Source organism: Achromobacter xylosoxidans (assembly GCF_014490035.1).
GTDB lineage: Bacteria > Pseudomonadota > Gammaproteobacteria > Burkholderiales > Burkholderiaceae_B > Achromobacter > Achromobacter bronchisepticus_A.
Map to the genome: position 1 here is coordinate 6,311,312 of NZ_CP061008.1, position 24,733 is coordinate 6,336,044.

At 64.4% G+C, this 24,733-nt stretch carries 24 protein-coding genes and 1 tRNA gene; 9 read left to right on the forward strand and 16 right to left on the reverse strand.

Features of this window, described 5'->3' with window-relative positions; all coding sequences use genetic code 11:
* Positions 1 to 30: 30 nt before the first annotated feature.
* From IAG39_RS29260 to IAG39_RS29300, 9 genes are all read right to left on the reverse strand, one after another.
* The gene (locus IAG39_RS29260; protein ID WP_006224642.1) at positions 31 to 1,488 is read right to left on the reverse strand and encodes a hypothetical protein; all 1,458 of its coding nucleotides are present in this window, start codon (positions 1,486 to 1,488) and stop codon (positions 31 to 33) included.
* A 7-nt stretch (positions 1,489 to 1,495) separates the two neighbouring features.
* Positions 1,496 to 1,954, reverse strand: a complete 459-nt coding sequence (locus IAG39_RS29265; protein ID WP_006224643.1) for a hypothetical protein — start codon at positions 1,952 to 1,954, stop codon at positions 1,496 to 1,498.
* Between the two features lie 397 nt (positions 1,955 to 2,351).
* Complete coding sequence (locus IAG39_RS29270) at positions 2,352 to 2,882, reverse strand: hypothetical protein (RefSeq protein ID WP_006224644.1); 531 nt, start codon at positions 2,880 to 2,882, stop codon at positions 2,352 to 2,354.
* Positions 2,879 to 4,525: a hypothetical protein gene (locus IAG39_RS29275; protein ID WP_118931598.1), complete on the reverse strand. Its 1,647-nt coding sequence runs from the start codon at positions 4,523 to 4,525 to the stop codon at positions 2,879 to 2,881. The genes IAG39_RS29270 and IAG39_RS29275 overlap by 4 nt, the downstream gene beginning before the upstream one ends.
* The gene (locus IAG39_RS29280; RefSeq protein WP_006224646.1) at positions 4,525 to 4,749 is read right to left on the reverse strand and encodes a hypothetical protein; all 225 of its coding nucleotides are present in this window, start codon (positions 4,747 to 4,749) and stop codon (positions 4,525 to 4,527) included. The genes IAG39_RS29275 and IAG39_RS29280 overlap by 1 nt, the downstream gene beginning before the upstream one ends.
* A 398-nt stretch (positions 4,750 to 5,147) precedes the next feature.
* Positions 5,148 to 5,999, reverse strand: a complete 852-nt coding sequence (locus IAG39_RS29285) for a ParA family protein (protein ID WP_006224648.1) — start codon at positions 5,997 to 5,999, stop codon at positions 5,148 to 5,150.
* Between the two features lie 447 nt (positions 6,000 to 6,446).
* Positions 6,447 to 6,523 (reverse strand) — tRNA-Pro (locus IAG39_RS29290).
* Between the two features lie 132 nt (positions 6,524 to 6,655).
* Positions 6,656 to 7,621, reverse strand: a complete 966-nt coding sequence (gene ispB / locus IAG39_RS29295) for an octaprenyl diphosphate synthase (protein WP_054457702.1) — start codon at positions 7,619 to 7,621, stop codon at positions 6,656 to 6,658.
* Between the two features lie 196 nt (positions 7,622 to 7,817).
* A complete protein-coding gene (locus IAG39_RS29300) occupies positions 7,818 to 8,981 on the reverse strand; it encodes a fumarylacetoacetate hydrolase family protein (protein ID WP_118931597.1) in 1,164 nt (387 codons plus the stop codon).
* Positions 8,982 to 9,085: 104 nt separating this feature from the next.
* Here IAG39_RS29300 and IAG39_RS29305 point away from each other — a divergent pair, with 104 nt between their 5' ends.
* The 5 genes from IAG39_RS29305 (at position 9,086) to proB (ending at position 13,256) form a co-directional block, all read left to right on the forward strand.
* Complete coding sequence (locus tag IAG39_RS29305; RefSeq protein WP_118931688.1) at positions 9,086 to 9,844, forward strand: IclR family transcriptional regulator; 759 nt, start codon at positions 9,086 to 9,088, stop codon at positions 9,842 to 9,844.
* 284 nt (positions 9,845 to 10,128) lie between these two features.
* The gene (rplU, locus tag IAG39_RS29310) at positions 10,129 to 10,440 is read left to right on the forward strand and encodes a 50S ribosomal protein L21 (RefSeq protein WP_006216228.1); all 312 of its coding nucleotides are present in this window, start codon (positions 10,129 to 10,131) and stop codon (positions 10,438 to 10,440) included.
* A 34-nt stretch (positions 10,441 to 10,474) separates the two neighbouring features.
* Positions 10,475 to 10,735 (forward strand): 50S ribosomal protein L27, encoded by a 261-nt coding sequence (gene rpmA / locus IAG39_RS29315; protein WP_006216229.1) that lies wholly within the window; start codon positions 10,475 to 10,477, stop codon positions 10,733 to 10,735.
* Positions 10,736 to 10,926: 191 nt separating this feature from the next.
* Positions 10,927 to 12,063: a GTPase ObgE gene (gene obgE / locus IAG39_RS29320; protein ID WP_059378158.1), complete on the forward strand. Its 1,137-nt coding sequence runs from the start codon at positions 10,927 to 10,929 to the stop codon at positions 12,061 to 12,063.
* Positions 12,064 to 12,119: 56 nt separating this feature from the next.
* Positions 12,120 to 13,256 carry a glutamate 5-kinase gene (gene proB, locus IAG39_RS29325; protein WP_059378159.1) on the forward strand — a complete coding sequence of 379 codons (1,137 nt, stop codon included), beginning with the start codon at positions 12,120 to 12,122 and terminating at the stop codon, positions 13,254 to 13,256.
* On the opposite strand, the gene IAG39_RS29330 is transcribed toward proB, so the two are convergent.
* A complete protein-coding gene (locus IAG39_RS29330; RefSeq protein WP_118931596.1) occupies positions 13,225 to 13,935 on the reverse strand; it encodes a response regulator transcription factor in 711 nt (236 codons plus the stop codon). The two genes, proB and IAG39_RS29330, sit on opposite strands and share 32 nt — an antisense overlap.
* A gap of 79 nt (positions 13,936 to 14,014) precedes the next feature.
* Between IAG39_RS29330 and IAG39_RS29335 the strand changes: the two genes are divergently transcribed.
* The 3 genes from IAG39_RS29335 to nadS all read left to right on the forward strand — a co-directional run bounded on the left by IAG39_RS29335 (position 14,015) and on the right by nadS (position 15,272).
* The gene (locus IAG39_RS29335; protein ID WP_059378162.1) at positions 14,015 to 14,467 is read left to right on the forward strand and encodes a helix-turn-helix domain-containing protein; all 453 of its coding nucleotides are present in this window, start codon (positions 14,015 to 14,017) and stop codon (positions 14,465 to 14,467) included.
* 282 nt (positions 14,468 to 14,749) lie between these two features.
* Positions 14,750 to 14,911 (forward strand): type II toxin-antitoxin system RelE/ParE family toxin, encoded by a 162-nt coding sequence (locus IAG39_RS31705; protein ID WP_223283286.1) that lies wholly within the window; start codon positions 14,750 to 14,752, stop codon positions 14,909 to 14,911.
* A gap of 1 nt (position 14,912) precedes the next feature.
* A complete protein-coding gene (gene nadS, locus IAG39_RS29345; protein WP_223283285.1) occupies positions 14,913 to 15,272 on the forward strand; it encodes a NadS family protein in 360 nt (119 codons plus the stop codon).
* A 40-nt stretch (positions 15,273 to 15,312) separates the two neighbouring features.
* On the opposite strand, the gene IAG39_RS29350 is transcribed toward nadS, so the two are convergent.
* Positions 15,313 to 15,876 (reverse strand): SecDF P1 head subdomain-containing protein, encoded by a 564-nt coding sequence (locus tag IAG39_RS29350; RefSeq protein ID WP_059378164.1) that lies wholly within the window; start codon positions 15,874 to 15,876, stop codon positions 15,313 to 15,315.
* Between the two features lie 371 nt (positions 15,877 to 16,247).
* On the opposite strand from IAG39_RS29350, the gene thiC reads away from it, so the two are divergent.
* The gene (gene thiC / locus IAG39_RS29355; protein ID WP_059378166.1) at positions 16,248 to 18,161 is read left to right on the forward strand and encodes a phosphomethylpyrimidine synthase ThiC; all 1,914 of its coding nucleotides are present in this window, start codon (positions 16,248 to 16,250) and stop codon (positions 18,159 to 18,161) included.
* Between the two features lie 835 nt (positions 18,162 to 18,996).
* Here the strand turns inward: thiC and IAG39_RS29360 are convergent.
* The 5 genes from IAG39_RS29360 to IAG39_RS29380 form a co-directional block, all read right to left on the reverse strand.
* Complete coding sequence (locus IAG39_RS29360) at positions 18,997 to 20,409, reverse strand: FAD-binding oxidoreductase (protein WP_118931595.1); 1,413 nt, start codon at positions 20,407 to 20,409, stop codon at positions 18,997 to 18,999.
* On the reverse strand, positions 20,406 to 21,125 hold the full coding sequence (locus tag IAG39_RS29365; protein ID WP_118931594.1) for a FadR/GntR family transcriptional regulator: 720 nt from the start codon (positions 21,123 to 21,125) through the stop codon (positions 20,406 to 20,408). Before IAG39_RS29365 ends, IAG39_RS29360 begins: the two co-directional genes overlap by 4 nt.
* Positions 21,126 to 21,228: 103 nt before the next feature.
* Positions 21,229 to 22,416, reverse strand: coding sequence for a GGDEF domain-containing protein (locus tag IAG39_RS29370; protein ID WP_118931687.1), 1,188 nt, complete (start codon positions 22,414 to 22,416; stop codon positions 21,229 to 21,231).
* A gap of 105 nt (positions 22,417 to 22,521) precedes the next feature.
* On the reverse strand, positions 22,522 to 23,277 hold the full coding sequence (locus IAG39_RS29375; RefSeq protein WP_059378175.1) for a HesA/MoeB/ThiF family protein: 756 nt from the start codon (positions 23,275 to 23,277) through the stop codon (positions 22,522 to 22,524).
* Positions 23,274 to 24,719 carry a S41 family peptidase gene (locus tag IAG39_RS29380; RefSeq protein ID WP_059378178.1) on the reverse strand — a complete coding sequence of 482 codons (1,446 nt, stop codon included), beginning with the start codon at positions 24,717 to 24,719 and terminating at the stop codon, positions 23,274 to 23,276. The genes IAG39_RS29375 and IAG39_RS29380 overlap by 4 nt, the downstream gene beginning before the upstream one ends.
* Positions 24,720 to 24,733 lie beyond the last annotated feature (14 nt).

Genomic DNA, 24,733 nt, shown 5'->3' on the forward strand with positions numbered 1-24,733 from the left:
TCCTTGTCGACCTGTTTTGCTGCAAAACACTCATGGCCGAGCCCTCCGCTCCGCCATCACCGCGCGTAGCTCTGCGATTCGGGCGCGTCCCTCTTCCTTCGACGAAGGCTGAGGACCCGGGCAGGCCTTCGCCGCCACCACAGCCTCCGCCGCCCGCACCGAGGCGGAAACCGCAACCAGGTTGCGACGACGCTGTTCTTCAAGATGGGCAAGCTCGGGCACGAATCGTCCTTGCTGGGCCAGGAGAACCAGTCGCCTCAGGTATCCGAGCGGGTTCTCCACAGATTGCCGTCTTGCTCGCGCGCCAAACTCGTCGAGCAGGGTTTGCCGGACAGCAGTTGGCGCGTAGCCAAGAATCGTGATCGCGCCCTGCCTGCTCTCTTGCGGAAGCACGTCTGGCCACAGAAGGGAGTCCAAATCAACCACCACTGACTCGTTTCGCTGCAAAACGGCCTCCCGTGCGCGCGCGTGGGTTGTGGTCGTTGCTGTATTCGGACCTGTAGTCGTATCCCTTATAGAAGTGGACGAATCTGGCAAACTGCTATGCATGTTTCCAGCAATCTGCAATGTACGAATCCCACAATCTGATATTTCCGGTTTGGCATTACCAGTTTGTCGGTTTCGTACATTGGCAGGCGCGGGGCCCGCTTGCGGCATAGTCTGCCCCGGCTCGCCCCTAGACATTTGGAATGCCTGGTGGCGCCGCGTGGTCGCCAAACCTTCCACCTCAGCCCTCTTTCGGGCTGCTGCTTGAGATGCGAACTGTGCTTCCAGAAGCTTGCAGAGCAGTGCGGGATCTACTTGCGTGTAAACGCGCTTGGCGCCGCGGTTCAGGTAGAACTCCTGTACGAGACCTAGCTCTTTCAGCTTATCCTTGGCGTTCTCCAACGAGCGTCTATTCAGCGCGAGATCCTCTTGCCAGTTGAGTGCGGTCAGGCTGAACCAGGGATACCCGGACTCGACGGACTTGCGCTGAAGCTGGAGCAGTCGCGACAGAAGTAGACCGGCGTTCACTCCGCCGGTCACGTCTGCCAGGATGCGGTGATACGCCGTAGTTGGCCCGAGCAGATCCCGCACCGCGCGCTCAGGCGCGCGCATGAACTCAAATGTGAGTTCGACAGGAAGGGCCTCCTTCCTGCACACCTCCAAGGCCCTCGCTATGTTCGGAAGGTTCATTCGATACCACAACGTGGCTGGCCGGCCCGCCAATGTCTCCTCTACGAAGCCGAGATTGCGGAGCCTGCGGCGCGCGGTGTCGAGCTCCGCGCGCGACAGGCCTGTCTCAAGCCACCACTGCTGCTGAGTTTTAAAGATCCAGCCGTTGGTTTGAGCTACGTCTCGTCCGGTTCGCGTCCAATGCGCGAGCTGGGACAGTACGATCGCCGCCTTCGGATTCCCGGTCATACGTGCCAAGAACAGTCCAAAGGCGATAGGCCGGCTCCGCTTCAGGGCCAGCCAAAGTCGGTCGTAGGCGATGTTGGTCGACATACGACTGTCAGCTACTCAGGCTCGGAGATGGACGCGCCAGCGCCGCGTTCGCGGCCTGTACGCGTAGTTCCCTATCCACTACCAGCCAGTTGACGCGAACGGCCGTTCGCGGGGGCATTCCGATGCGCATCGTTTCCAGAAAGCCGTTCCGCTCCAATAGTCTTCGCGCTGTGAGCTGCTCTTTGTAGGACAGTCCCAGGCGCGAACGCCATTCCTCCGCGTCGATATAGACCCAGTCGCCCGCTAGTTCGGTCAGGTCGGATTGGGCGGCAAGGTCGCTCAAGATGGCCGCAGCGTTGAGACTGCCTGCGAGCTCTACGAAGGCGCGATGGATGGTGATCGGCGCGTCCAAGACTCTTAGCAAGTAATGCTCGTTGGCCTGGTCGCGCTGGGCGACGGCATCCGTATCGGCGTTCGCTGTGTACTGTCGCCCGTAGGGATCGAGCGCAAAATCCCATGCTGTCATTGCGGACTCCCGTCTGGGCACACGTGCCGACCCTCGGTGACGAACTGAGGATCGTTCGCAGCGCTTCCGCGTCGATCAAAGAGGCGAATTGGGAACCACGCAGGGTCGATGGGCGAAGCCAAAGGTCCCAAGCCCCTCCTGGGCATTGGGAAGCAACTCAACAGCGACAGGATCCTAATCACGGCCGGCCCTCCACAGGCCGGCACGGCCTGACATCGCCTTCATAGGGGGCTGATCTGCCGCACGTTCCACGACCCGTTGCATCGCGAGTGTGTACGTCAGCGGGCGAAACGCCGGCGTGCCCTTGAGGACGGTGACCATGGCACCAGGAGCATCCTCGCCAGCGTTTGCGGGTAAGGCCCGCGGTGATTTTGTCGAAGTCATCGGCGATCTCCAGTTAGCGCTGATTGAGCGCGGCGAACAGTGTGAGAAGCGTGTGCTTTGGAAATGCCTCATGGAGTGCGAGATATCGCTCCCGGACGTCAGAAGTGGTCCCCTGCAGCTCCTTCCAAATGCTGTGCACCCGAAGGTATTCCGCTGGATCCAGCTCAACGGCTGGGCCAGGCGGACTTAGCCGCATATGCGCCCGCATCTGGTCCACTTCCGCTGCCGGTATTGCCGGAAACAGCGCGCGGATCAGCGATCCGCCCGCTTGTGCGCGGAGAAACCGTCGAAGCTGCGCCATGAGCTCCTGGCGTCGCTGGTGCTCGCTCTGTTGTTCCACCAGTGCTTCGGGGTCCACGTAGATGCGCACCGTGACTGCTGGAAGCATTGCATCAAGCCCTCGATCGCGAAGGCCAGCCAATAAAAGTTCCGCCGTGTGCTGTGGTAGCGCCCCGTCGGCATGTGCGCGCCGCCGGATCTGTTCGTTCAGCTCTCGCAGCGCTTTGCGTTTCAGGGTGGGATGGGTCAACTCCAGGAAATTCATGACGCGCCTCCAGTCAACTCCACCGGCACGCCCACCGATTGCCAGAATGAGTCCTTCGAACGCTCAGGAAATGCTTGATTGAACTGTCGGACGGCTTGGATCACCCTGAGATACACAAGCCCAGTGGCATCATCCGGGTCCGTCATTCGACGCACGACGTGGTAGGAGCCGTCTGCGTAAACCGGGTCTCCCAACAGGTTGTCGCACGCATCCTGCCAGGAGTCAGTGCTTTCGGCGTGGAGCTTGAAGTCTGACTCAAGGGACAGAGCCGCGAGGCCTGCGGGCGTGTTTTGTTGCGACAGAAGGACCAGCCACCACCACGCGTAATAACGTTCGGCGTAGTCCCCACCCTGCAGAGCTTGTTCTTGCAATGAGCCCAGGTCGCCGCCAACATCCTTGGGTATCTCGACCATGAAGCGCAAAGGCAGCTCGTCAACGGACAGGAGGCACCCTTGAAGATGGCTGACCGTCACGAGTTCCTCCAGCGCATGCCAGAGTTCCCGTTCGGCGGAGCCTCGACTGTCGGCGGGCGGCTGCTTCGAACTCGGCTGCGCGCCGGCGGCTTCAGTGTCGTGCTCACCATTCCGCCGCGAGGTTGAGGCATTGGAGGTTTCATGCTGCGGAGGCAGCTTCATCTGCGTGGCCACGTTCGCTGAATCACGGCCTGAACTTTCATCGGCACCGTCCGAGGCTTGCGTGTCTGCCAGGGAGCTGCCTGGTGCTGGCGCATGCTGCTTCGCGTCACGCACCAAGCTCGCGGATTCAGCGTCCGGATTAGCCTGGAGGATCTGCACCGCGCGTTGGAGCTCGTCCACCGTAAGACTGATGCGCTGGGCGAAGTTCTCGTCAAGACGAGCAGTGAATGCCGCGAAGTCCAGCGACTTGGTCGCGACGTAGCGCTCTCGCATGTGATCGATCGCGAGCGTCCAAGCCTGGTCGAGAGCCTCCTCGGCACCAAGCTTCGCCGCAATCGTCGCCAGCCGACTGCGTGCCGGTATGAAGCGGTCCTGCACATCGCGCCTGGAGAGCTGGCTGGCCGCGCACGCCAGGTCGGCCAGATGCTTCATGGTGAAACCATAGTGGCTCAGAAGCGCAGGGGACGCCTGTATTCCTTCACCTGCTTTGAGGTGTTCGGAAAAGTCACGCAAGCTCATCGGGCCGCCGCGTTCGCGCTCCACCTCCTGCTTCAGGTCAAAGGTCGAACGCGCTGCGTCCCAAAACAGCAGGCCCGAGCGTTGGTCGTTCTCCACCATATGGGCCGCGAGAAGGGCTGCCTCGCTGCGGTACGGAGCCTTCACGAAGTCCATATGCAAGAACTGCATATGGCCTTCGGCGACCAGTTCCTGCAGGATTTCCAAGCGGGTGTTGCCGCCCTTAGCCGGGATGTACTGCTTCTCGCCAGGTCTCTGCGTAACAGCAACCATCTGATCGAGGCCGCGCGTGCGGATCGACTCCTTGATCTCGTCGTACTTTTCATTGCGAACCGTCCGCGGGTTGCGCTCGTACAGACGGCAGTCGTCTCGGACATTGAGGGTAATCACGTTGGTCAACGCCGAGTCGATTGCGGCAGGGTCCGGCGACCTTTCGCTCAGCCGCGAAGCGATCATTTGGTCCAGGTCTACTTTCTTCGATGCGGGCTTCATCAGTTGCCCCTCAGGATTGGCAGCTTTTCGTCCTCGCCAGCGAGGGCGGTGGCCATGAAAAGCAAGTCGTCTTCATCAAGCACGCCGAGGTTTCGATACGCGCTCACGGCGCCTAACACCACGCCCAAGTGCAGGGCGCGTTCGGGGGAGCCCGCGGTTGCACGATGCAAAAGATCGAGCTCGGTGCTCAAGTGCAGGAGAGCAAGCTCCTTGTTCGTGCTCATGCCTCTACCCTCCCCGAGCTGATGGCGGACCACGCTTTCAAGTAGGGCGTTGGGTCCGGCACGATAAAGATCGGGCGGTGGACCCAGCGATGGAGGACTGGGTCTTCAAAAATTCTTGCGGCCTCGGTCTCTGAGACGCCCATAAGGCTCATTTCGCTGAAGCTCACGACTTCGGAGGGAGCCGTCGACGTAGAATCAAGGCCGACGGGTCGCATCGCGAGGAGAGCGGTCTGCACTACGGCAGCAGCACGCGCGCGTCGCATTTCCAGGGGCGCGTGATCTGAAGACACGGCCACGTAAAACGTCAGGGGCGGCTGCTCTCCTCCAGCAGGCGCGGTTGCGCGGAACACGTCTCCGATGTCCGGCAGTTCGGGAAGTCTAATGGCTCTTTTCATTGCTCAAGCCCCCGCGTCACTAGGCTGGCCCTGACCGTCCACGTAGATGCCGTTCAATGCGGGGAAGAGCTCCCAAGCCAAGCGGTGCATGACGTCCCAGGGCGACTTGTCCCCCCTGCGACGGTCGTATTGATGAACCGGAATTCGTGCAGTCGTCGCAGCGGTATAGGCGGCTGCATGCGGAACGACCGTCTCTAGAATGCCCTTCACCTGCCGATGACCGAGGAAGCTTCGGCGAATTTGATCCGCAACGTGACGCGCGTTGTTGTTACGCTCCAGGGCGCTGATGACGACGTATAGGTCCCCACTGCGGAAGTCGGCGCCGAAGTCGGACAGACTGTTCAAAGACTCCATCATGCGCAGCGTGCCGTCTGCAAATTCAGCCGCAGACAGAACGTCAGGCTTGATCGGCGACAGGATCACGTCCGCCGCCATCGCCGCCGTCTTCTGCAGCTCGCCCGCCGCGCCCTGGGTGTCGATGATGATCGCGTGGTATTTCTCGACGGCCGCTGAGCGCCTCACTGCCCGGCGCATTATCAACAGACGATCTTCACGATCCTTCAGCCACGTTTGCAGATTCCCCGCGACAGCATCCGAGCAAACGATGTCGATTCCCGGAATCGCGGTCTTGCTGATGCAGTCTTCGGTGACGAGGCCACCGCGCGTAATAACTCGCGTCAGCCCGTGTTCAGCGCGCTGTTCGATGGGGTAGTACTTCGTCAGGCTGTTCTGTTCGTCCGCGTCGAACAACAGCACCTGCATGCCGAAATCGGCAAATATTCCTGCGAGATTTGCGCAGGTTGTGGTCTTCGTGACTCCACCTTTGGTGGACGCGACAGCGATCACGTGTGGCATGGCGTTCCTCTTTTCGGCGCTAGGCCATTCGGCCCAGTTGCATACCCGTTCAAGGGCGGTTATCGTTAGTCAAAACACGGTTCCGTGTTACACGATTTTGTGTAATTCAGGGCGACATTACCCGAATCCGTGTAATTCGGCAAGATAGGACTGGCGATGGAATATCAGGAATTTGTAGAAGCCGCGCTCAAGGGGCGCAGCGTGAACAGCATGGCGAAGGCGTGGGGTCTGAAACAGCAGACCCTGGATCGCTATGTGAAGGGCACGCACCTTCCGGACTACCGGACTGCTATGCTGATGGCTCAGGAAGCGGGCGTCGCGATCGATGCGACGTTCATCTTGCTGGCACAGGAAGAGAGCAAACGCAAAAAAGCCGGCGCCGCTTTCGCGGTTCCGGCTATTGCTGCTGGTGTCGAGAACACCACCAAGAATTCGACCACAGATAAGTGGTCGGGGCGAGAGGATTCGAACCTCCGACTCCTGCGTCCCGAACGCAGTACTCTACCAGGCTGAGCTACGCCCCGAGTCTTACTACTACTACTACTGACTTCGCTGCGCTCAGTGCAACCAAATCATCTTTCGCTTTCATCAACCGCCACGCTTAAGGCCACCGGGTTTCCCCATCTGGGTTTCCCCAGATTTTTCGCCTAATTCGCTTAGCGATCTCTGTTCACCGCGAAAGCGCAGAATTCTAACAGAGATTTTTGAAAAGGGGAAATGGGATAAGCAGAAAGTGCTTTTCGGGCCAGATCCGCCTCGGCCACGGCGGCCTGGCGGGCATGTTCCAGGGCGTCCGTCGCCTGGATGGCGGCGGCCACGGCGGCGAAGTCGGCGTCGCCGGTCTTGATCGCGTCGCGGATCAGTTGCTGCTGTTCCGGGGTGCCCACTTCCATCACGCGGATCAGCGGCAGCGTGGGCTTGCCCTCGCGCAGGTCGTCGCCCACGTTCTTGCCCAGGGCGGCGGCGTCGCCGCTGTAGTCCAGCACGTCGTCCACCAGTTGGAAGGCGGTGCCGACGTGGCGGCCGTAGGCGGCCGCGGCGGCTTCCTGCTCGGGGGTGGCGCCCGCCAGCACGGCGCCCACCTGGGCTGCGGCCTCGAACAGCTTGGCGGTCTTGTAGCGCACCACTTGCAGATAGCGTTCCTGCGAGACGTCCGGGTCGTGCACGTTCAGCAGCTGCAGCACCTCGCCCTCGGCGATCACCGTGGTGGCTTCGGACAGGATGCTCATGACGCGCATCGAGTTCGCTTCCACCATCATCTCGAAGGAGCGCGAATACAGGTAGTCGCCCACCAGCACGCTGGCGGCGTTGCCGAACACCGCGTTGGCGGTTTCGCGGCCGCGGCGCAGGTCGGATTCATCGACCACGTCGTCGTGCAGCAGGGTCGCGGTGTGGATGAACTCGACCACGGCGGCCAGCAGTTGGTGGTGCGTGCCCTCGTAGCCCAGCGCACGCGCCACCATCAGCACCATGGCCGGGCGCATGCGCTTGCCGCCCGCGCCTATGATGTAGTCGCCGATCGTGCGGATCAGGACCACTTCGGAATTCAGCCGCTCGCGGATGACCGCGTCGACGGCTTTCATATCGTCTGCAATGGGGGCAACAAGCTCGGGGAGATTCAAGACGTATCCGGGAGAGTGAAACGAGCCGCGGCGCGAACGCGCGCCGGCTCTTACCGCTGGGCCCGCCGCAGACGGCGGGAGGATTCGACCAAGGATTATACGGGGAGTGACGGACCGCGAGCCGTCATCCTGGCGGAATCGCCGATAGGAACGGCGCCCGGCGCGCCCTCCCTGCCCAGCGCCGTCTGGCGACGGCTCAGGTCCCTTGCCGCAACAGGCCGCGCCCGGCCAGATTGGCATAGAGCGCGCGCACCCCGAAGGTCCAGGGTTCGATCTCGGTGGCCAGCCGCACTTCGTTGACCAGCGCGCCCAGGCGCTCGGACGCGATCACGACGCGGTCGCCCAGCTTGTGGGTGAAGCCGGTGCCCGGGCCCATGCGGTCCTGGGTGGGCGAGAACATGGTGCCCAGGAACAGCATGAAGCCGTCTGGATACTGGTGATGCTTGCCGCAAGCCTGGCGCACCAGGTCCAGCGGATCGCGGCTGATCTCGCGCATGTGGCTCACGCCGTCCAGCACGAAGCCATCCAGGCCCTCGATGCGCAGGGACACATCCGCTTGACGCACGCTGTCCAGGCTGAAGCCGCCGTCGAACAGGCGAATGAAGGGACCGATGGCGCAGGAGCCGTTGTTGTCCTTGGCCTTGGTCAGCAGCAAGGCGCTGCGGCCTTCGATGTCGCGCAGGTTGACGTCGTTGCCCAGCGTGGCGCCGACGATTTCGCCGCGGCTGTCCACCGCCAGCACGATCTCGGGTTCGGGATTGTTCCAGCGGGATTCGGGCAATACGCCGATTTGCGCGCCCGTCCCCACCGACGCCATGGGCGGCGCCTTGGAGAAAACCTCGGCGTCCGGGCCGATCCCCACCTCCAGGTATTGCGACCACTGGCCGCGCTCGGTCAGTTCAGCCTTCAGTTTGGCCGCTTCGGGCGAGCCCGGCCGCAGGCGGGACAGGTCCGAGCCGATCAGCGCCTGCATGCGGACACGGATTTCCTCGGCGCGGCTGGCATCGCCGCCGGCCTCTTCCTCGATCATGCGTTCCAGCAGACTGATGGCGAAAGTGACGCCTGCCGCCTTGACGGGCTGCAGGTCGCAAGGCGCCAGCAGGCGCAAGCCCTCCTGGCCTGCCAGGCTGGCTGCCATCAGGGCATGCACGTCGCCCAGCCACTCGCCGGCGGCGCTGGCCGCGAGCGCCACGCGGTCGGGACGGTCCAGCAGGTCCGCCATGGTGGGCGCGGCCGCCGTGATGTCGATCACTTCGCCGCGGCGCACCGCCACGACGCAGGGGCCATGCCCCGGCCGCCACACCCGCCCCACCAGCAACGCCTGTTCCAGATCGACGGGCAGCGCCTTTGCTTGGTCCATGAGTCTCCTCGCCTTGTTCGAATGATGTGCGGGGCAGTCTAGGAGACTTCCATTATCATGTCCAACATCATGAATTTATGTCCAATATATTGGACAAACAGAGCATGGCTACCGTACACGACGTCCCCGCCATCCGCCGCACGCACGACATCCTGCAAGTGCTGGCCGGCCGCAACACGCCGGTCAAGGCATCGGAACTGGCCGAATCCTGCCAGCTCGCCCGCAGCACGCTCTATCTGCTGCTGGATTGCCTGGAACAGCGCCGCTGGATCGAGCGCCGGGATGGCGGCTATGTCATCGGCATCGAACTGATGGCACTGGGCCATGCCTATCTGCGCCAGGACGGGCTGCAAGCGGCATTCCAGGCGGCCGCCGGCGCTTTCGTGGCGCGGCACAACGAAGTGGTGCAGCTGGCGACGCTGGATGGTTTCGATGTGGTCTACCTGGCCCGCGAGGACGCGCGCCGCCCCGTGCGGCTGGTGTCGGACCTGGGCCTGCGCCTGCCGGCGCACGCCTGCGCGCTGGGCAAGGCGTTGCTGGCCAGCCTGCCGCCCGAAGACCTGGCCGCCCGCGTACCGGATACGCTGCCGCGCGTCACCGAACGCAGTCTCGCCACCCGCGCCGCGCTCGACCAGGAACTGGAACAGGTGCGCAGCACGGGCCTCGCTCAGGATCTGGAGGAAGTGGCGACCGGCCTGGTCTGCTATGCCGCCTACGTGGGCATGACGCCGCTGGGCAAGCGGATAGCCGTCAGCACCTCCATCCCCACCGACCGGCTGGACGAAGCCCACCGCCGCGACGTGATCGACGGGATTCAGCGGGTGGCGCGGGACATCGCCCTGCGGGTGATCCCCGGCGCTTGAAGCGCGCATGCGACACCTAAGCCCTTAGCCTGCAACAGCTTTTTGACTTTCTGAAAGTCCCGGGCTAATATTCCGGATTCGGTCAGCAATGCCCGAATTACGTCGGTTGCATTTGCGTCACCCCTCTGGGTGCCAAGGAAGGTTCAACTTTCCCAGGCATCAAGGCCTTTTTTCTTCCGCCAGGCTCTGGCGCCAGGAGAAGAAAGCGCCCCGCCAGAGCGGCAATCCCGCCCAGCAGGGCGGGCAGCGCAGATGGACCCATTTACCTATTTAAGGAATCCCCCATGTACGCGGTCGTAAAAACCGGTGGCAAGCAGTATCGCGTTGCCGCTGGCGAAAAACTCAAGATAGAACAGATACCGGCAGACATTGGGCAAGAAATCACCCTGGACCAAGTGCTGTCCGTGGGCGAAGGCGACCAACTGAAAGTTGGCACGCCCCTCGTCTCCGGCGCCGTGGTCAAGGCAACGGTTCTTGCGCAAGGCCGCCACGACAAGGTCAAGATCTTCAAGATGCGCCGTCGCAAGCACTACCAGAAGCGTCAGGGCCACCGTCAGAACTACACCGAAATCCGCATCGAAGCCATCACGGCTTAAGAAGCGACTCGGTACCACTTAGCAGGAGCTAAACATGGCACAGAAAAAGGGCGGCGGCTCTACGCGGAACGGACGCGACTCAGAATCGAAGCGTCTGGGCGTCAAGGCATTCGGCGGCGAATTGATTCCCGCTGGTTCGATCATCGTGCGTCAGCGCGGCACGCGCTTCCACGCTGGCGTGAACGTCGGCATGGGCAAGGATCACACCCTGTTCGCGCTGATCGACGGCAAGGTTCAATTCGGCTTCAAGGGCGCGTTGAACAAGCAGACCGTTTCGATCGTCGCTGCCGAGTAATCGGACCAGCACGGTCAGCAACGCGGTTCGCCGCGTTCCAGAACGGCAAAAGCCCTGTCGCATGCGGCAGGGCTTTTTTGTTTTAAGCTTTTCCAGATTTCGGGCAGCAGCCGGACGGTTCCGGCCCCTGCCTCCCGGCGGCGCCGAATGACGGCCCCGCCCCACTCCTTACCACTACACGCGCGGACATCATGAAATTCGTAGACGAAGCCACCATCGAAGTCGTCGCCGGCAAAGGCGGCAATGGCGTGGCGAGCTTTCGCCGCGAAAAGTTCATTCCCAGAGGCGGCCCGGACGGCGGCGACGGCGGACGCGGCGGCACCATCTTCGCGGTGGCCGACCGCAACATCAACACGCTGATCGACTACCGCTACGCCCGCCTGCACCGCGCCAAGAACGGCGAAAACGGCCGCGGCTCGGACCAGTACGGCGCGGCCGCGCCGGACATCACGCTGCGCGTGCCGGTGGGCACCATCATCCATGACGCCGACACCGGCGAAGTCCTGTTCGACCTGAACCAGCACGAACAAAAAGTCGTGCTGGCGGCCGGCGGCCAGGGCGGCATGGGCAATATCCACTTCAAGTCCAGCGTCAACCGCGCGCCCCGCCAATGGACGCCCGGCAAGGAAGGCGAGCACCGCTACCTGCGCATGGAACTGAAGGTGCTGGCGGACGTGGGCCTGCTGGGCCTGCCCAACGCCGGCAAGTCCACGCTGATCACGCGCATTTCCAATGCCAAGCCGAAGATCGCGGACTACCCCTTCACCACGCTGCACCCCAACCTGGGCGTGGTGCGCACCTCGCCGTCGCGCAGCTTCGTCGTGGCCGACATTCCCGGCCTGATCGAAGGCGCCTCCGAAGGCGCCGGCCTGGGCCACCTGTTCCTGCGCCACCTGGCGCGCACCCGCGTGCTGCTGCACCTGGTGGACGTGTCCACGCCCGACCCGGACGCGGATCCCGTCGAGCAGGCCGTGGTCGACGCGCGCGCCATCGTCGAGGAACTGCGCCGCTACGATCCGGAACTGGCCGCCAAGCCGCGCTGGCTGGTCCTGAACAAGCTGGACATGGTGCCCGACCCCGAGGACACTAAGCGCCGCTTCCTTGAACTCTACGACTGGAAGGGCCCGGTGTTCGGTATTTCCGGCCTGTCGGGTGAAGGCACGCAAGACCTGATCTACGCGCTGCAGGACTACCTGGACGCCGAGCGCGAAAAGGAACACCTGTCGCAAGACCAGGCCGAAGAGAACTATGTCGCGCCGGACCCGCGCTTCGACGACAAGCGCTCGACCGCCGACCAGCGCCCCGCGCCGCGCGGCGACGACGAATAAGCCATAATCGCAGTCCTTACGATTACGCCTTTTTCTCGCCGCAGCCGGCCGCCATCATGTCTGCTGAAACACCTGTCGTTTCCGTCGTCACCAACGCCCAGCGTCTCGTCGCCAAAGTCGGCTCGTCGCTGGTCACCAACGAAGGCCGAGGCCTGGACCGCGCCGCCGTGGCGCACTGGGCCGCGCAGATCGCCGCCCTGCACAAGCAGGGCAAGCAGATCGTGCTGGTCTCCAGCGGCGCCATCGCCGAAGGCATGGCGCGCCTGGGCTGGCGCAAGCGCCCATCGGTGATGCATGAACTGCAGGCGGCCGCGGCCGTGGGCCAGATGGGCCTGTGCCAGGCCTACGAGGCGGCCTTCGCCGAATACGGCCTGCGCACCGCCCAGATCCTGCTGACGCACGAAGACCTGGCCGACCGCCACCGCTACCTGAACGCCCGCAGCACGCTGTTCGCGCTGCTGCGCCTGGGCGTGGTGCCGATCGTGAACGAGAACGACACGGTCGTCACCGACGAAATCCGGCTGGGCGACAACGACACCCTGGGCGCGCTGGTCACCAATCTGATCGAAGCCGACACGCTGATCATCCTGACCGATCAACGCGGCCTGTACGACTCCGATCCGCGCAAGAACCCTGACGCCAAGTTCATGTCGCACGCCCAGGCTGGCGACCCCGCGCTGGAAGCCATGGCTGGCGGCGCGGGCAGCGGCATCGGCACGGGCGGCATGCTGACCAAGGTGTTGGCGGCCAAGCGCGCGGCGCATAGCGGCGCGCATACCGTCATCGCATCGGGCCGCGAGCGCAACGTGCTCACGCGCCTGGCCCAGGGCGAGTGCATCGGCAGCGAATTGCGCGCCGTGCTGCCCGTGTGGTCCGCGCGCAAGCAGTGGCTGGCCGATCACCTGCGCCTGCGCGGACGCGTGGTGCTGGATGACGGCGCCGTGCAGGCGCTGCTGCGCGAGGGCAAGAGCCTCCTGCCCATCGGCGTGACCGAGGTGGAAGGCGAGTTCGGCCGCGGCGACGTGGTCGCCTGCGTGGATGGCCAGGGCCGCGAATGCGCCCGCGGCCTGATCAACTACTCATCGGCCGACACTCGCCGCATCCTGCGCCAGCCTTCGTCGCAGATCGCGCGCATTCTGGGCAGCATGACCGAACCCGAGCTCATGCATCGGGATAACCTGGTAGTGCTCTAAGACCCTGCATGCTTGCTGCGCCTTGGGGCAGCAGGATGTAGCCCCACCCCCGCACCGCGAGCACGGGCAAGTCGATATTGAGGCGGCGCGCCTTGCTGCGCAGCCGCGACAAGAGCACGTCAACCCGCCGCGCCCCATCCAGGGCTTTGCGCTTACCGGCAGGGAAAAAGCATTCGCGGCGCAGGCAATAGCCCGGCGCGCTCAACAAGCGGACAAAAAAAGCGCGCTCGGTGACCGTCAACGGCAGAAACTCGCCAGCCGGCCCCGCCAGCGCGCCGGCGTGCGGGTCTAGCCTCCAAGGCAAGGCGGTGGACGGCGCGCGCCGGTACAGATTGCGCAGCAGGGCATCCCATTCCAACGCGTCCATACCTGCAGCGGTACAGACGTCCGCGCCCGCATCCAGCGCGGCGATGCGATCGGACGCGTCGACATCTGCGGCCTGCCACAGCACCGCCATAGCGGGCGCCGCCCGGCGCAGCATGGCAATGAGGCTTGGCACTCCCTGAGTACCTCCCAAAAGTACCAGGGCATCAGCGCCCTGCGCCTGCAAGTGTTCCAATACGGCAGCGGACGAATCGAACACGCGGACCTGCCAACGCAACAGACGCAAAGCCTCGGCGAAATTCTCGTCCGCCCTTGCGTCGAGCCGTACGACGAAGACGCTGCCTCGTTGCTCCATGCGCTCACCTTTGATAAATATCACTTAAGTAATATTTATAACCACCAAAGCGCGTGACCAGCAAGCTTCAATCGCCGGTGTGAAAACATTCTCAGACCGACTGAAGCATGCGCGCCTGCTGCGTGGCCACACGCAGAAAGACCTCGCTCGTCTGGCGCGCATTTCGCAAAGCGCCATCGGCAGCTACGAAAGCGGCCTGCGGCACTCAAGCCGCTCGGCCCGCAAGCTGGCACAGGTCCTGAAGGTCGAGGTCGAATGGCTGGAAACCGGCAAGGGCCCGCTGGAACTTCCCGTGGAAGGCTACGACCTCAGCAACACGCTGCCCGCGCCCGGCGTGGCCGAACCCGTACCGCGCCCCGGCGGTCGGCCGCGTCCGATGGCGCCCTGGCCCTTCCCGAATATTTCGCCTTCGCTGTTCGAATCGCTCACGGCCGACGACCGCGTGATCCTTGAATCGATCACACAGGCCTACATCGAAAAAACCATCCTCATCCGCCGCGGCGCCAAAACGCGCGGCCGCAAGCTGGGCTGATCGCGGGCAGCCTTTGCGGGCCTCGCGCAAGCTCACGTCCGCCAAGCGCATCCCAGTGACAGAAATCGCGCAGTAGCTCCCCTGCCTCTCGATAAAGCACATACAGTGGTCGGCGATTTTTCGCGCCGCCGCTTGCGGTATTACGTGCAACTTCGACTACGCCATTGGCGTACAAACCAATCATGGTTTTCATAGAAACCAGCGTCTTTACCCGGCAAATCACCTCCTTGCTGCCCGATGATGGCTATCGAGAATTGCAGCGATGTTGCTGGAGGATCCCGCATGCGGCCGGGAACCGGCAAGAGCGGTGGGATACGGGTGATCTACGACTGGCTCACCGATGAAGACCAGATTCTGATGCTGTTGGCCTACCCAAAGAGCGTGCGGGACAACCTGAGCGCAGCGGAACTTTCTGAACTGCGGGCGCTGGTAAAGGACTTGTGAAATGGACAAGCAGTTACTTGCCGATTTGAAGACAAGCCTCAAAGAAGCGGCAGCGATACGCAAGGGAGAGACGCGTCCTTCGAGGATATCCACGCTCGATCCTCTGGACGTGAAGCAGGTGCGCGAACAGACCAAGCTGTCTCAAGCTGAGTTTGCGGCGGCGTTGCAGGTCAGCGTTCGCACCTTGCAAAACTGGGAGCAAAAGCGCCGGGTTCCTACCGGACCGGCTGCCGCTCTGCTGAAAGTCGTGGCCAACGAGCCTGAGATCGCGCTACGCGCCTTGCACCGTCAGGCACACGGGGCCGCGCAAAAGACGCCAAGCCCTCATCAATCCTCCTCCGCGCATCGTGCGCGGACGTAAAAAAGCCCGGCATTGCCGGGCTTTTCGCCGCTAGCCTCGCTCAGGGCTTGGCAGCGGGAGCCGGAGCAGCACCGCCAGCCGGCGGCACGGCGGCGTCGCCGCGGATCTTGGCGGCGATTTCCGAGGCGGCCTGGGCCGAGGCCACACCGAAGGCCAGCACGCCGCGGTTCAGCGGTTCGCCGATGAGCGGGGCGGCGACCAGTTCCTGGTCGATCACGAGCGCCAGCATGTTGCCGACGTTCTTCGTGCTGACGTCATTGAGCTTGCGCGCGCCGGCTTCCGAGAAGCGCAGGCCGACGAAGTTCTGGCCCTGGCGGTCGACCAGCGCGGCGGCGTCGGTGAGATCTGCGCGCGTCAGGACGGGCACCGTCTGCATGTAGAGCTTGCCGTCGGGCAGGTTGATTTCGCGCATGCCGGCGCCGGGCTGCTTCTGCGCCAGGTAGAAGTCCACTGAGGCCGCGGCGGCGGCGGGCTTGGCGGCCTCTTGGCCTGCTTGCGGCGTGGCGGTATCGCCAGACGTCTTAGTCGGGGCGGTCTTGCAACCCGCTAGCGCCAACGTCACGACTACCAGGGCGGGCGCCAATTTGCGTAGGGTCAGTTGCATGCTCGTTTCCTTCTTAATGTGGACTAAGACCAGGCGATGCACTCCATCCCCGGCACTGGAAAAGTGTACCGAACCTGAATGACAGTGTCGCCCCAGTCTGAATCCAATTGTAAAGCGGTAATACCAGCTGCCGCCTGCTCCGGCTGACACGGCGCAGCAGCCACGCGATTCGTCGGAACGCGCGCCAGCCTCTATACTTCGCTTTCGCGCAGGGGTACTCGTCCCGCCTACATGGCCGGACGTGTTGAGAGAGTCCCTTCGTACCAGTACGGATAATGCCGATGCTGGGAGCCGTATTCCCGCCATGCGTCTTTGCGCGCGCGGCGGGAATTCCTTCCCGATCGGCTCCAACCACTCGCTTGGAGCTTTCCATGAACGCCAATCCCAAATTCCTGGCCGCTACCGCCGAAGTCGACGCGGCGGCCGTCGCACCGCTGCCCAAATCTCGCCGCGTGTATGAAGTGGGCTCGCGCCCCGACATCCGCGTGCCATTCCGCGAGATCGAGCAGGACGATACGCCAACGATGTTCGGCGGCGAGAAGAATCCGCCGCTCACCGTCTACGACTGCAGCGGCCCCTACACCGACCCCGAAGCCAAGATCGACATCCGCCGCGGCCTGCCCGAACTGCGCCGCGCCTGGATCGAAGAGCGCGGCGACACGGAAGTGCTGTCGGGTCCGACCAGCGACTATGGCAAGGAACGCCTGACCGATCCCAAGCTGACGGCCATGCGCTTTGACCTGCAGCGTCCGCCGCGCCGCGCCAAGTCCGGCGCCAACGTGTCGCAGATGCATTACGCGCGCCGCGGCATCATCACGCCGGAAATGGAATACGTGGCGATCCGCGAGAGCCTGCGCCGCGAACACTACCTGCAGACGCTGCGCGACAGCGGCCCCGACGGCGAGAAGATGGTCAAGCGCCTGCTGCGCCAGCACCCGGGCCAGTCCTTCGGCGCCTCCATTCCCGCGGCCATCACGCCCGAGTTCGTGCGCGACGAGATCGCGCGCGGCCGCGCCATCATCCCCGCCAACATCAACCACCCTGAAGTGGAGCCGATGGCCATCGGCCGCAACTTCCTGGTGAAGATCAACGCCAACATCGGCAACTCCGCCGTCAGCTCCGGCATCGGCGAGGAAGTGGAAAAGATGACCTGGGCGATCCGCTGGGGCGGCGACACGGTCATGGATCTGTCCACCGGCAAGCACATCCACGAAACGCGCGAATGGATCATCCGCAACTCGCCCGTGCCGATCGGCACCGTGCCGATCTACCAGGCGCTGGAGAAGGTCGACGGCAAGGCCGAGGACCTGACCTGGGAGATCTTCCGCGACACGCTGATCGAACAGGCCGAACAGGGCGTGGACTATTTCACGATCCACGCGGGCGTGCGCCTGCCGTTCATTCCGATGACGGCCGACCGCATGACCGGCATCGTCTCGCGCGGCGGCTCGATCATGGCCAAGTGGTGCCTGGCACACCACAAGGAGAGCTTCCTGTACGAGCGCTTCGAGGAAATCTGCGAAATCATGAAGGCCTACGACGTCAGCTTCTCGCTGGGCGACGGCCTGCGTCCGGGCTCGGGCTACGACGCCAACGACGAAGCGCAATTCGCCGAGTTGAAGACCCTGGGCGAGCTGACGCAGGTGGCCTGGAAGCATGACGTACAGGTCATGATCGAAGGCCCGGGCCACGTGCCGATGCAGATGATCAAGGAAAACATGGAGCTGCAGCTGGAACATTGCCACGAGGCGCCGTTCTACACGCTGGGCCCCCTGACCACCGACATCGCTCCCGGCTACGACCACATCACTTCCGGCATCGGCGCGGCGCTGATCGGCTGGTACGGCACGGCGATGCTCTGTTATGTGACGCCGAAGGAACACCTGGGCCTGCCGAACAAGAAGGACGTGAAGGACGGCATCATCACGTACAAGATCGCGGCCCACGCGGCAGACCTGGCCAAGGGCCATCCGGGCGCGGCGATCCGCGACAACGCGCTGTCCAAGGCGCGCTTCGAATTCCGCTGGGACGACCAGTTCAACCTGGGGCTGGATCCGGACACGGCGAAGGAATTCCACGACGAGACGCTGCCGAAGGATTCGATGAAGGTGGCGCACTTCTGCTCGATGTGCGGACCGCATTTCTGCTCGATGAAGATCACCCAGGACGTGCGGGATTATGCGGCGGCTCAGGGGGTTAGCGAGAAGGACGCGTTGCAGAAGGGGATGGAGGAGAAGTCCATCGAGTTCGTTAAGAAGGGGGCCGAGGTTTATCATCGGCAGTGATGTTGTTGCTACGTCTGTTTTGAGTTCTTGAGACGCACGACGCGGCAGTGGCCTGCCGGACGCTGGGGCGAGCGGTTTGCTTGGCGTTCTTGCCACCGGTGGGGGATGGGCGAGAATCTTGCGGGGCCCGCCCCCGGCCGGCCGCGCGGGCGGCCTTTGAGGGGCTTACGCGGTGTCTCGCGTCGGATGATGACGCTGCGCGCAGGTGGTGAGTGCGTGGAGGTGGGCAGGACGGAAGAGTGCGTGAGGGTCCGGCCGTGGGCTACTTGTGCTGGACGCTGGGGTTCTTGCTTGGTGCTTCACCCATCCCACGGAAGCGTCATGAGGCGCCAAACGTTCGTCATTTCAACTCCGCCGCCGGATGGGCGGCGCGCGCGAGACGATCTGCGTGCGCAAGCTTCTGTCCAACGCGTGCCGCCCATCACCGCCCCTCCCCCAAAACGGCGACACCCACCAGCAAACCACCCGTCGCACTCGCGCCAGCGCCCCCCTCACGACGCACGCAAGCGCGCATGCTCATTACGGCCGCCCGGGCGGCCGCAATGAGCAGGCCTCGCAAGACTCGACACTGAACACGGCTCTAGCGATGCGACAGGCCAAGACGCAGGTAGCACGGCGGCGCTGGCGGTGTGGCGGCGAGCAACCTCGATGCGCCCGAGGGAATCCGAAGGGAAGGCCGAAGGCCTGGACGAGGATGACAACGGGGCAGTCCGGAGCGAAGGCTCCGGACCGCAATCGTGGGCGCTCGCCGCCACACCGCCAGCGCCGCCGTGCGGCCTACGAAGCTTCGCTCATGCACACCGACGAAGCTCCGCTCAAAAACGCCCCAAAAAAACTACAGCAACTTCCCAGGATTCATAATCCCCGCAGGATCCAACACAGCCTTGATTTCCCGCATCAACCGCAACTCCAGCGCATCCTTGCTATGCAGGAAATGATCCCGCTTCAGCTGCCCGATCCCGTGCTCAGCCGAAATGCTCCCGCCATAGCGATTGACCTCGTCCAGCACCGCGTCCGTGATCCCCGCCCCATGCACCGCCACCCAGTCGCGGTCGGCGCCCGCCGGACGCGACAGGTTGTAGTGCAGGTTGCCGTCGCCGAAGTGGCCGAAGATGAAGGGGCGGATGTCCGGGTACAGCGCGCGCACGCGCGCTTCAGCGGATTCCATGAAAGCGGGAATGTGTTCGATCGGCAGCGACACGTCGTGCTTCAGGTGCGGGCCGTCGGCACGCTGGGCTTCGGAGATTTCCTCGCGCAGCTTCCATAGCGCCTGCAATTGCGCCAGCGATGCGGAAACGGCCGCGTCCAGGCACAGGCCACGCTCCAGCGCCGTGCCGATCACGTTTTCAACAAGGCCGTTTAGCGCGGCCTCGTCGGCCGTGTCCGCCAGCTCCACCAGCACATAGGCCGGATAGCGCTGAGCAAAAGGTTCCTGTACGCCTGCGGCATGCGTCAGCACCAGGTCCAGGCAATCGCCCGAGAAGTATTCGAATGCCTGCAGCCGCGCGCCGCATTGCTCGAACAGGATCTCGAACAGTTGCAGCGCCTGCATCGGCGATTCGACGGCGGCCAGCACCACCGAGCGCACGTCGGTGCGCGGGAACAGGCGCAAGGCAACGGCGGTGATGACGCCCAGCGTGCCTTCGGAACCGATCAGCAATTGCTTAAGGTCATAGCCGGTATTGTCCTTGCGCAGCGTGCGCAGGCCGTGAAAGATCTCGCCCGCGGGCAGCACGGCTTCCAGGCCCAGCACCAGTTCGCGCGCCATGCCGTAGCGCACCACGTTCACGCCGCCCGCGTTGGTGGCGACGTTGCCGCCGATCTGGCTGGAGTCTTCCGCCGCCAGGCTCAGCGGCAGCAGACGGCCAGCGTCCTGCGCGGCGCGGCGCAAGTTGCCCAGGATGGCGCCGGCCTCGGCCACCATGGTGTTGGCGATGGTGTCGATGGAGCGCACCGCATTCATGCGGTCCAGGCTCAGCACCACGTTGCCCGCGGCGGCATCCGGCGTGGCGCCGCCGCACAGGCCGGTGTTGCCGCCGCGCGGCACCACCGGCACGCCTGCCTCCTGGCACAGCGCCAGGCAGGTGGAGACCTCGGCGGTCGTGCGCGGGCGCACCACCGCCTGCGCGTTGCCCTTGTACAGGCCGCGCCAGTCGGACAACCAGGGCGCGATGTCGGCCTCGGCGGTGATGACGGTGTCAGGGCCCAGGGCCTGGACCAGGCGTTGCGTAAAGTCGGATGCGCTCATGATGTCTGCCTTGCGGCGGGAGAGAGGAGATCGAGTTGCAGGCGGCTGGCCGCCTGTTGCAGATGGCGGGCGGCGGCGTGCCGCGCCCGTTCGGGATCGCGGGCGCGGATGGCCTCGAACACGGCCACGTGTTCCTGGTGCACGGCGGCCGTCAGGCCGGCTTGCAGCCGGCTATTGCTGCGCGCGGTGCTGACCGCCAGCCTGAGCTGCAGGTTCAAATACTGCAGCAGGTCCTGGTAGCAGCTGTTGTGCGTGGCGGCGGCGATGGCGCGGTGAAAGGCGATGTCGTGTTCCACGCCCTGCTCCGGGTCGTCCAGATGCGATTCCAGGTCGGCCAGGGCGCTCGCCATGGCAGCCAGGTCCGCATCGTCGCGCCGCAGCGCGGCAAGCGCGGCCGCGCCGCCTTCCAGCTCCATGCGCAGTTCGTAGACCCCGGCCAGCTGCTTGCGGTCCACGGCGATGCCGGCGGATAGCTGGAAGCCCTGTGCGCCGGTGCGCGACAGCACGGTGCTGCCGGACCCCTGCCGGCTCTGGATCAGGCCCTGGGCGCGCAGCCGTTCAGTGGCTTCGCGGATGACTGCGGCGCTGACGCCGTATTGCTCAGCCAGCACGCGGCCCGCCGGCAGCTTGGCGCCAATGGGATAGGCGCCCCCGGCGATGTCGGCGGCGATCTGGCGGGCGACCTGTTCGGTCAAGGTGAGGCTCTTGGTCAGCATCCGGGCATTATAGGCACACTTCTCAGGTTATCTGATAACCTTCAAGAAAGAAGCCGCGTCCAGATCGGCTTCAAGCTTGATGGGCTGCCGCGGGCGCGGTGGATCAGGCGACGGCGGGTTCGCCGTCCGGCACGGTATTCTCGACTTCGTCCGCTCCCGCCACGGCGCAGCAGCGGCCGCCCTGCGCCTTGGCGCGGTAGAGGGCGGCGTCGGCGGAATGCATGGCAGCTTCCGGGCTGCGGTTGGCGCCGGACACGATGGAAATGCCTATCGACAGGCCGACGCTGACCCGCGTGCCATCCGCCAGGGTGATCGGCTGGGAGGCGTCGTGCAGCAGGTGCTCGCCCAGCCGCAGGGCGGCCGTGGCGTCGATGCCGGTCACCAGCACGATGAACTCGTCGCCGCCGATCCGCGCCGCCACGTCATCCACCCGCAGCATGGAGCGCATGCGCTGGGCGATGGTCATCAACACCTGGTCGCCGGCGGCATGGCCGTAGGTGTCGTTAATGAGCTTGAAGTCGTCCATGTCCATGTACAGCAGCGCTGCGGAGCTGTCCTGGCCGCGCGCGCTGGTGCAGACGCGTTCCAGCGCGGCCTGCAGGCCGGCGCGATTGGCCAGGCCGGTCAGCGCGTCTTCGCTGGCGCGGCGTTCGCTGGCGCGCTCGGCCAGCATGGTGGATACTAGGATGCGATTGAGCCGGTGCGAGGCGACGCTCATGCTGACCAGATAGAACGGGATCTGGATGAAGACGATGGCCGTGACGTATTCGCCGGTAAAGGCCGCGCCCAGGCACATCGGCCCCAGGCTCAGGAAGATCATGGCGCCGACCAGCCGCGGCGCGCCGTAGTTCCGGAAGCAGATGCCGCCGGCCATGGCCCCGCAAGACACCCCGGCCAAGGTGGCAGCCAGCCAGTCGCCGTTGATGAAAGTGACGAAGACGCCATAGCCCACGCTGAACGCCCACAACAGGGCCAGCAGGATGTAGATGTCGGTATGGGTATTGCCGCCCTTGGCCGCGGCACGCAAGGCGGACCGCAGGATCAGCACGCGGACCAGCGCCAGCGCCACCTCCAGCGCCAGCCAGGACAGATACAACGGCTCTGGGCGACGCCAGGCGACCACGCCGGAGATCATCAGGGTGTTGATGACGCCGCCGGCGAAAATGGGCAGCGTGCCGAACAGGCTGGCGATCAGGGCCGAACGGATGTCCGCAGGGGTATCGTGCCCGGAATGCGTCAGCCAACGCGTCAGGCGCCATTTGGGCAAACTGAACTTCAGTGCTGTATCCACGCGGTAACCCCAGGCCATCTACCCGCTTTCGGGTAGGCTGGCTGGCGTTATAGCAGGTATTACAAGCGTTTTATATTGTCCGCGGGGCCAATCCCGGGTAGGAAATCAGTGCCCACGATGGCCGCAGACGGCACATTCCGGGTCGCGCTGAACGTTGACGCTGCGCCATTGCATGGTGCGCACGTCCAGCCACAACAGCCGGCCCGACAGGCTTTCGCCCACCCCGGACAGCAGTTTCAGGGCCTCTGCGGCCTGCATGCTGCCGATGATGCCCACGACCGGGGCGAACACGCCCATCGTGGCGCAATTGGCTTGCTCGACGTCGTCCGCTTCCGGGAACAGGCAGTGGTAACAGGGCGCGTTGTCATCGCGCAGGTCATAGACGCTGACCTGGCCGTCGAAGCGGATCGCGGCGCCCGACACCAGCGGCTTGCGGTGCTGCACGCAGGCGCGGTTGATGGCGTGGCGGGTGGCGAAGTTGTCGGTGCAGTCCAGCACCAGGTCTGCCTGGGCGACGGCGTCGGACAGGGCCTGGCCTTCCAGCCGCTCGACGCGGGCATGAACACGGGTCTGCGGATTGAAGGCCGCCAGCATGTCGCGCCCCGACTCGGCCTTGTGACGGCCGACGCTCGCGGTGGTATGCAGGATCTGGCGTTGCAGGTTGCTCAGCTCGACGACGTCGTCGTCGGCCAGGGTGATGTCGCCCACGCCGGCGGTGGCCAGGTAGAGCGCGGCGGGGGAACCCAGTCCGCCCGCCCCCACGATGAGCACACGCGCCGCCAGCAGTTTTTCCTGCCCTTCGATTCCCAGCTCGTCGAGCAGGATATGGCGGGCGTAGCGCAGCAGTTGCTCGTCGTTCATTTGTCCTTGCTGGGCTCGACTCCGGTCGGCGTGATCTTCATGCGCTGGGGCGTGCCGCCGCCGGCCTTGGCGTCAGCCTTGGCCTGGGCGCGGGCCGAACCCTTCTGCACGGGCTTGCCGGCCAGTACGTTCAAGGCCTGCTGCAGCTGGAAGTCGTCCTTGCCGCCGAATTCGAACACCTTGGCAGGCAGGTCGGCGTTATCTTCGCCGGCGCTGGACTTCACTTCGTTGGCGGTCTGCTGGTTGGACAGGTGGCGCTGCAGGTCGGCTTCGCGCGGCAGGCGGAACAGGTCGCCTTCGGCCGTGTCGGCGACGACGTAGTCAGGTTCGATGCCGGTGGCCTGGATGGAGCGGCCGCTGGGCGTGAAGTAGCGCGAGGTGGTCAGCTTGACCGCGGTGGTTTCGGACAGCGGCAGGATCACCTGCACCGAGCCCTTGCCGAAGGTGCGGTTGCCCAGGACCTTGGCGCGCTTGTGGTCCTGCAGCGCGCCGGCCACGATCTCGGAGGCCGAGGCGGAGCCAACGTTCACCAGCACCACCATCGGCACGGTCTTGGTCCAGGCCGGCAGGCCGGCCAGGTAGTTACTTTCGCCGCGGGCGTACTCCGAAGGCGTGGCCAGGTACTTATGGCGAGCGTCGGGAGTGCGGCCGTCGGTGGTCACCACCACCGAGTCAGGCGGCAGGAACGCGCCGGACACGCCGATGGCGCTGGTCAGCAGGCCGCCCGGATCGTTGCGCAGGTCCAGCACCAGGCCCTTGGGGGCTTCCTTGGCGCCGAGGTCCTTCAATTGCTTGGCCAGGTCGGAGCCGGTCTTTTCCTGGAACTGGGCGACGCGGACGTAGCCGATGCCGTTGTCCAGCATCTTGCTGCGCACGCTGCGCACCTTGATGATGTCGCGCACGATCTTCAGCACGATGGGCTGCGGACGGTCGGCGCGCATGATGGTCAGCGTGATCGGCGACTTGGGCGCGCCGCGCATCAGCTTGACGGCGTCGTTGAGCGTCATGCCCTTGGTGGGCGTGTCGTCGATCTTGATGATGAGGTCGCCGGCCATCACGCCAGCGCGGGCCGCGGGCGTATCTTCGATGGGGGAGATGACCTTCACGAAGCCGTCTTCGGCGCCGACCTCGATGCCCAGGCCGCCGAACTCGCCTTGCGTGGCCGTCTGCATTTCGCGGAAGGCGTCGGCGTCCAGGTAGGCCGAGTGCGGATCCAGGTTCGACACCATGCCGGAGATGGCATTGTCGATCAGGGTCTTGTCGTCGACGGCCTCGACGTAGTTGTTCTTGATGGCGGCGAACACATTGCTCAGCTGCCTGAGTTCGTCCAGTGGCAGAGGGCTGCCGCGCTGGGCGACCGCAGTCACGCCTACGCTGAGCAACACACCAGCCACCGCACCGATGGCAATCAGACCGAAACCGCGAAACTTACGAGTGCCCATGCACACTTCCCGAA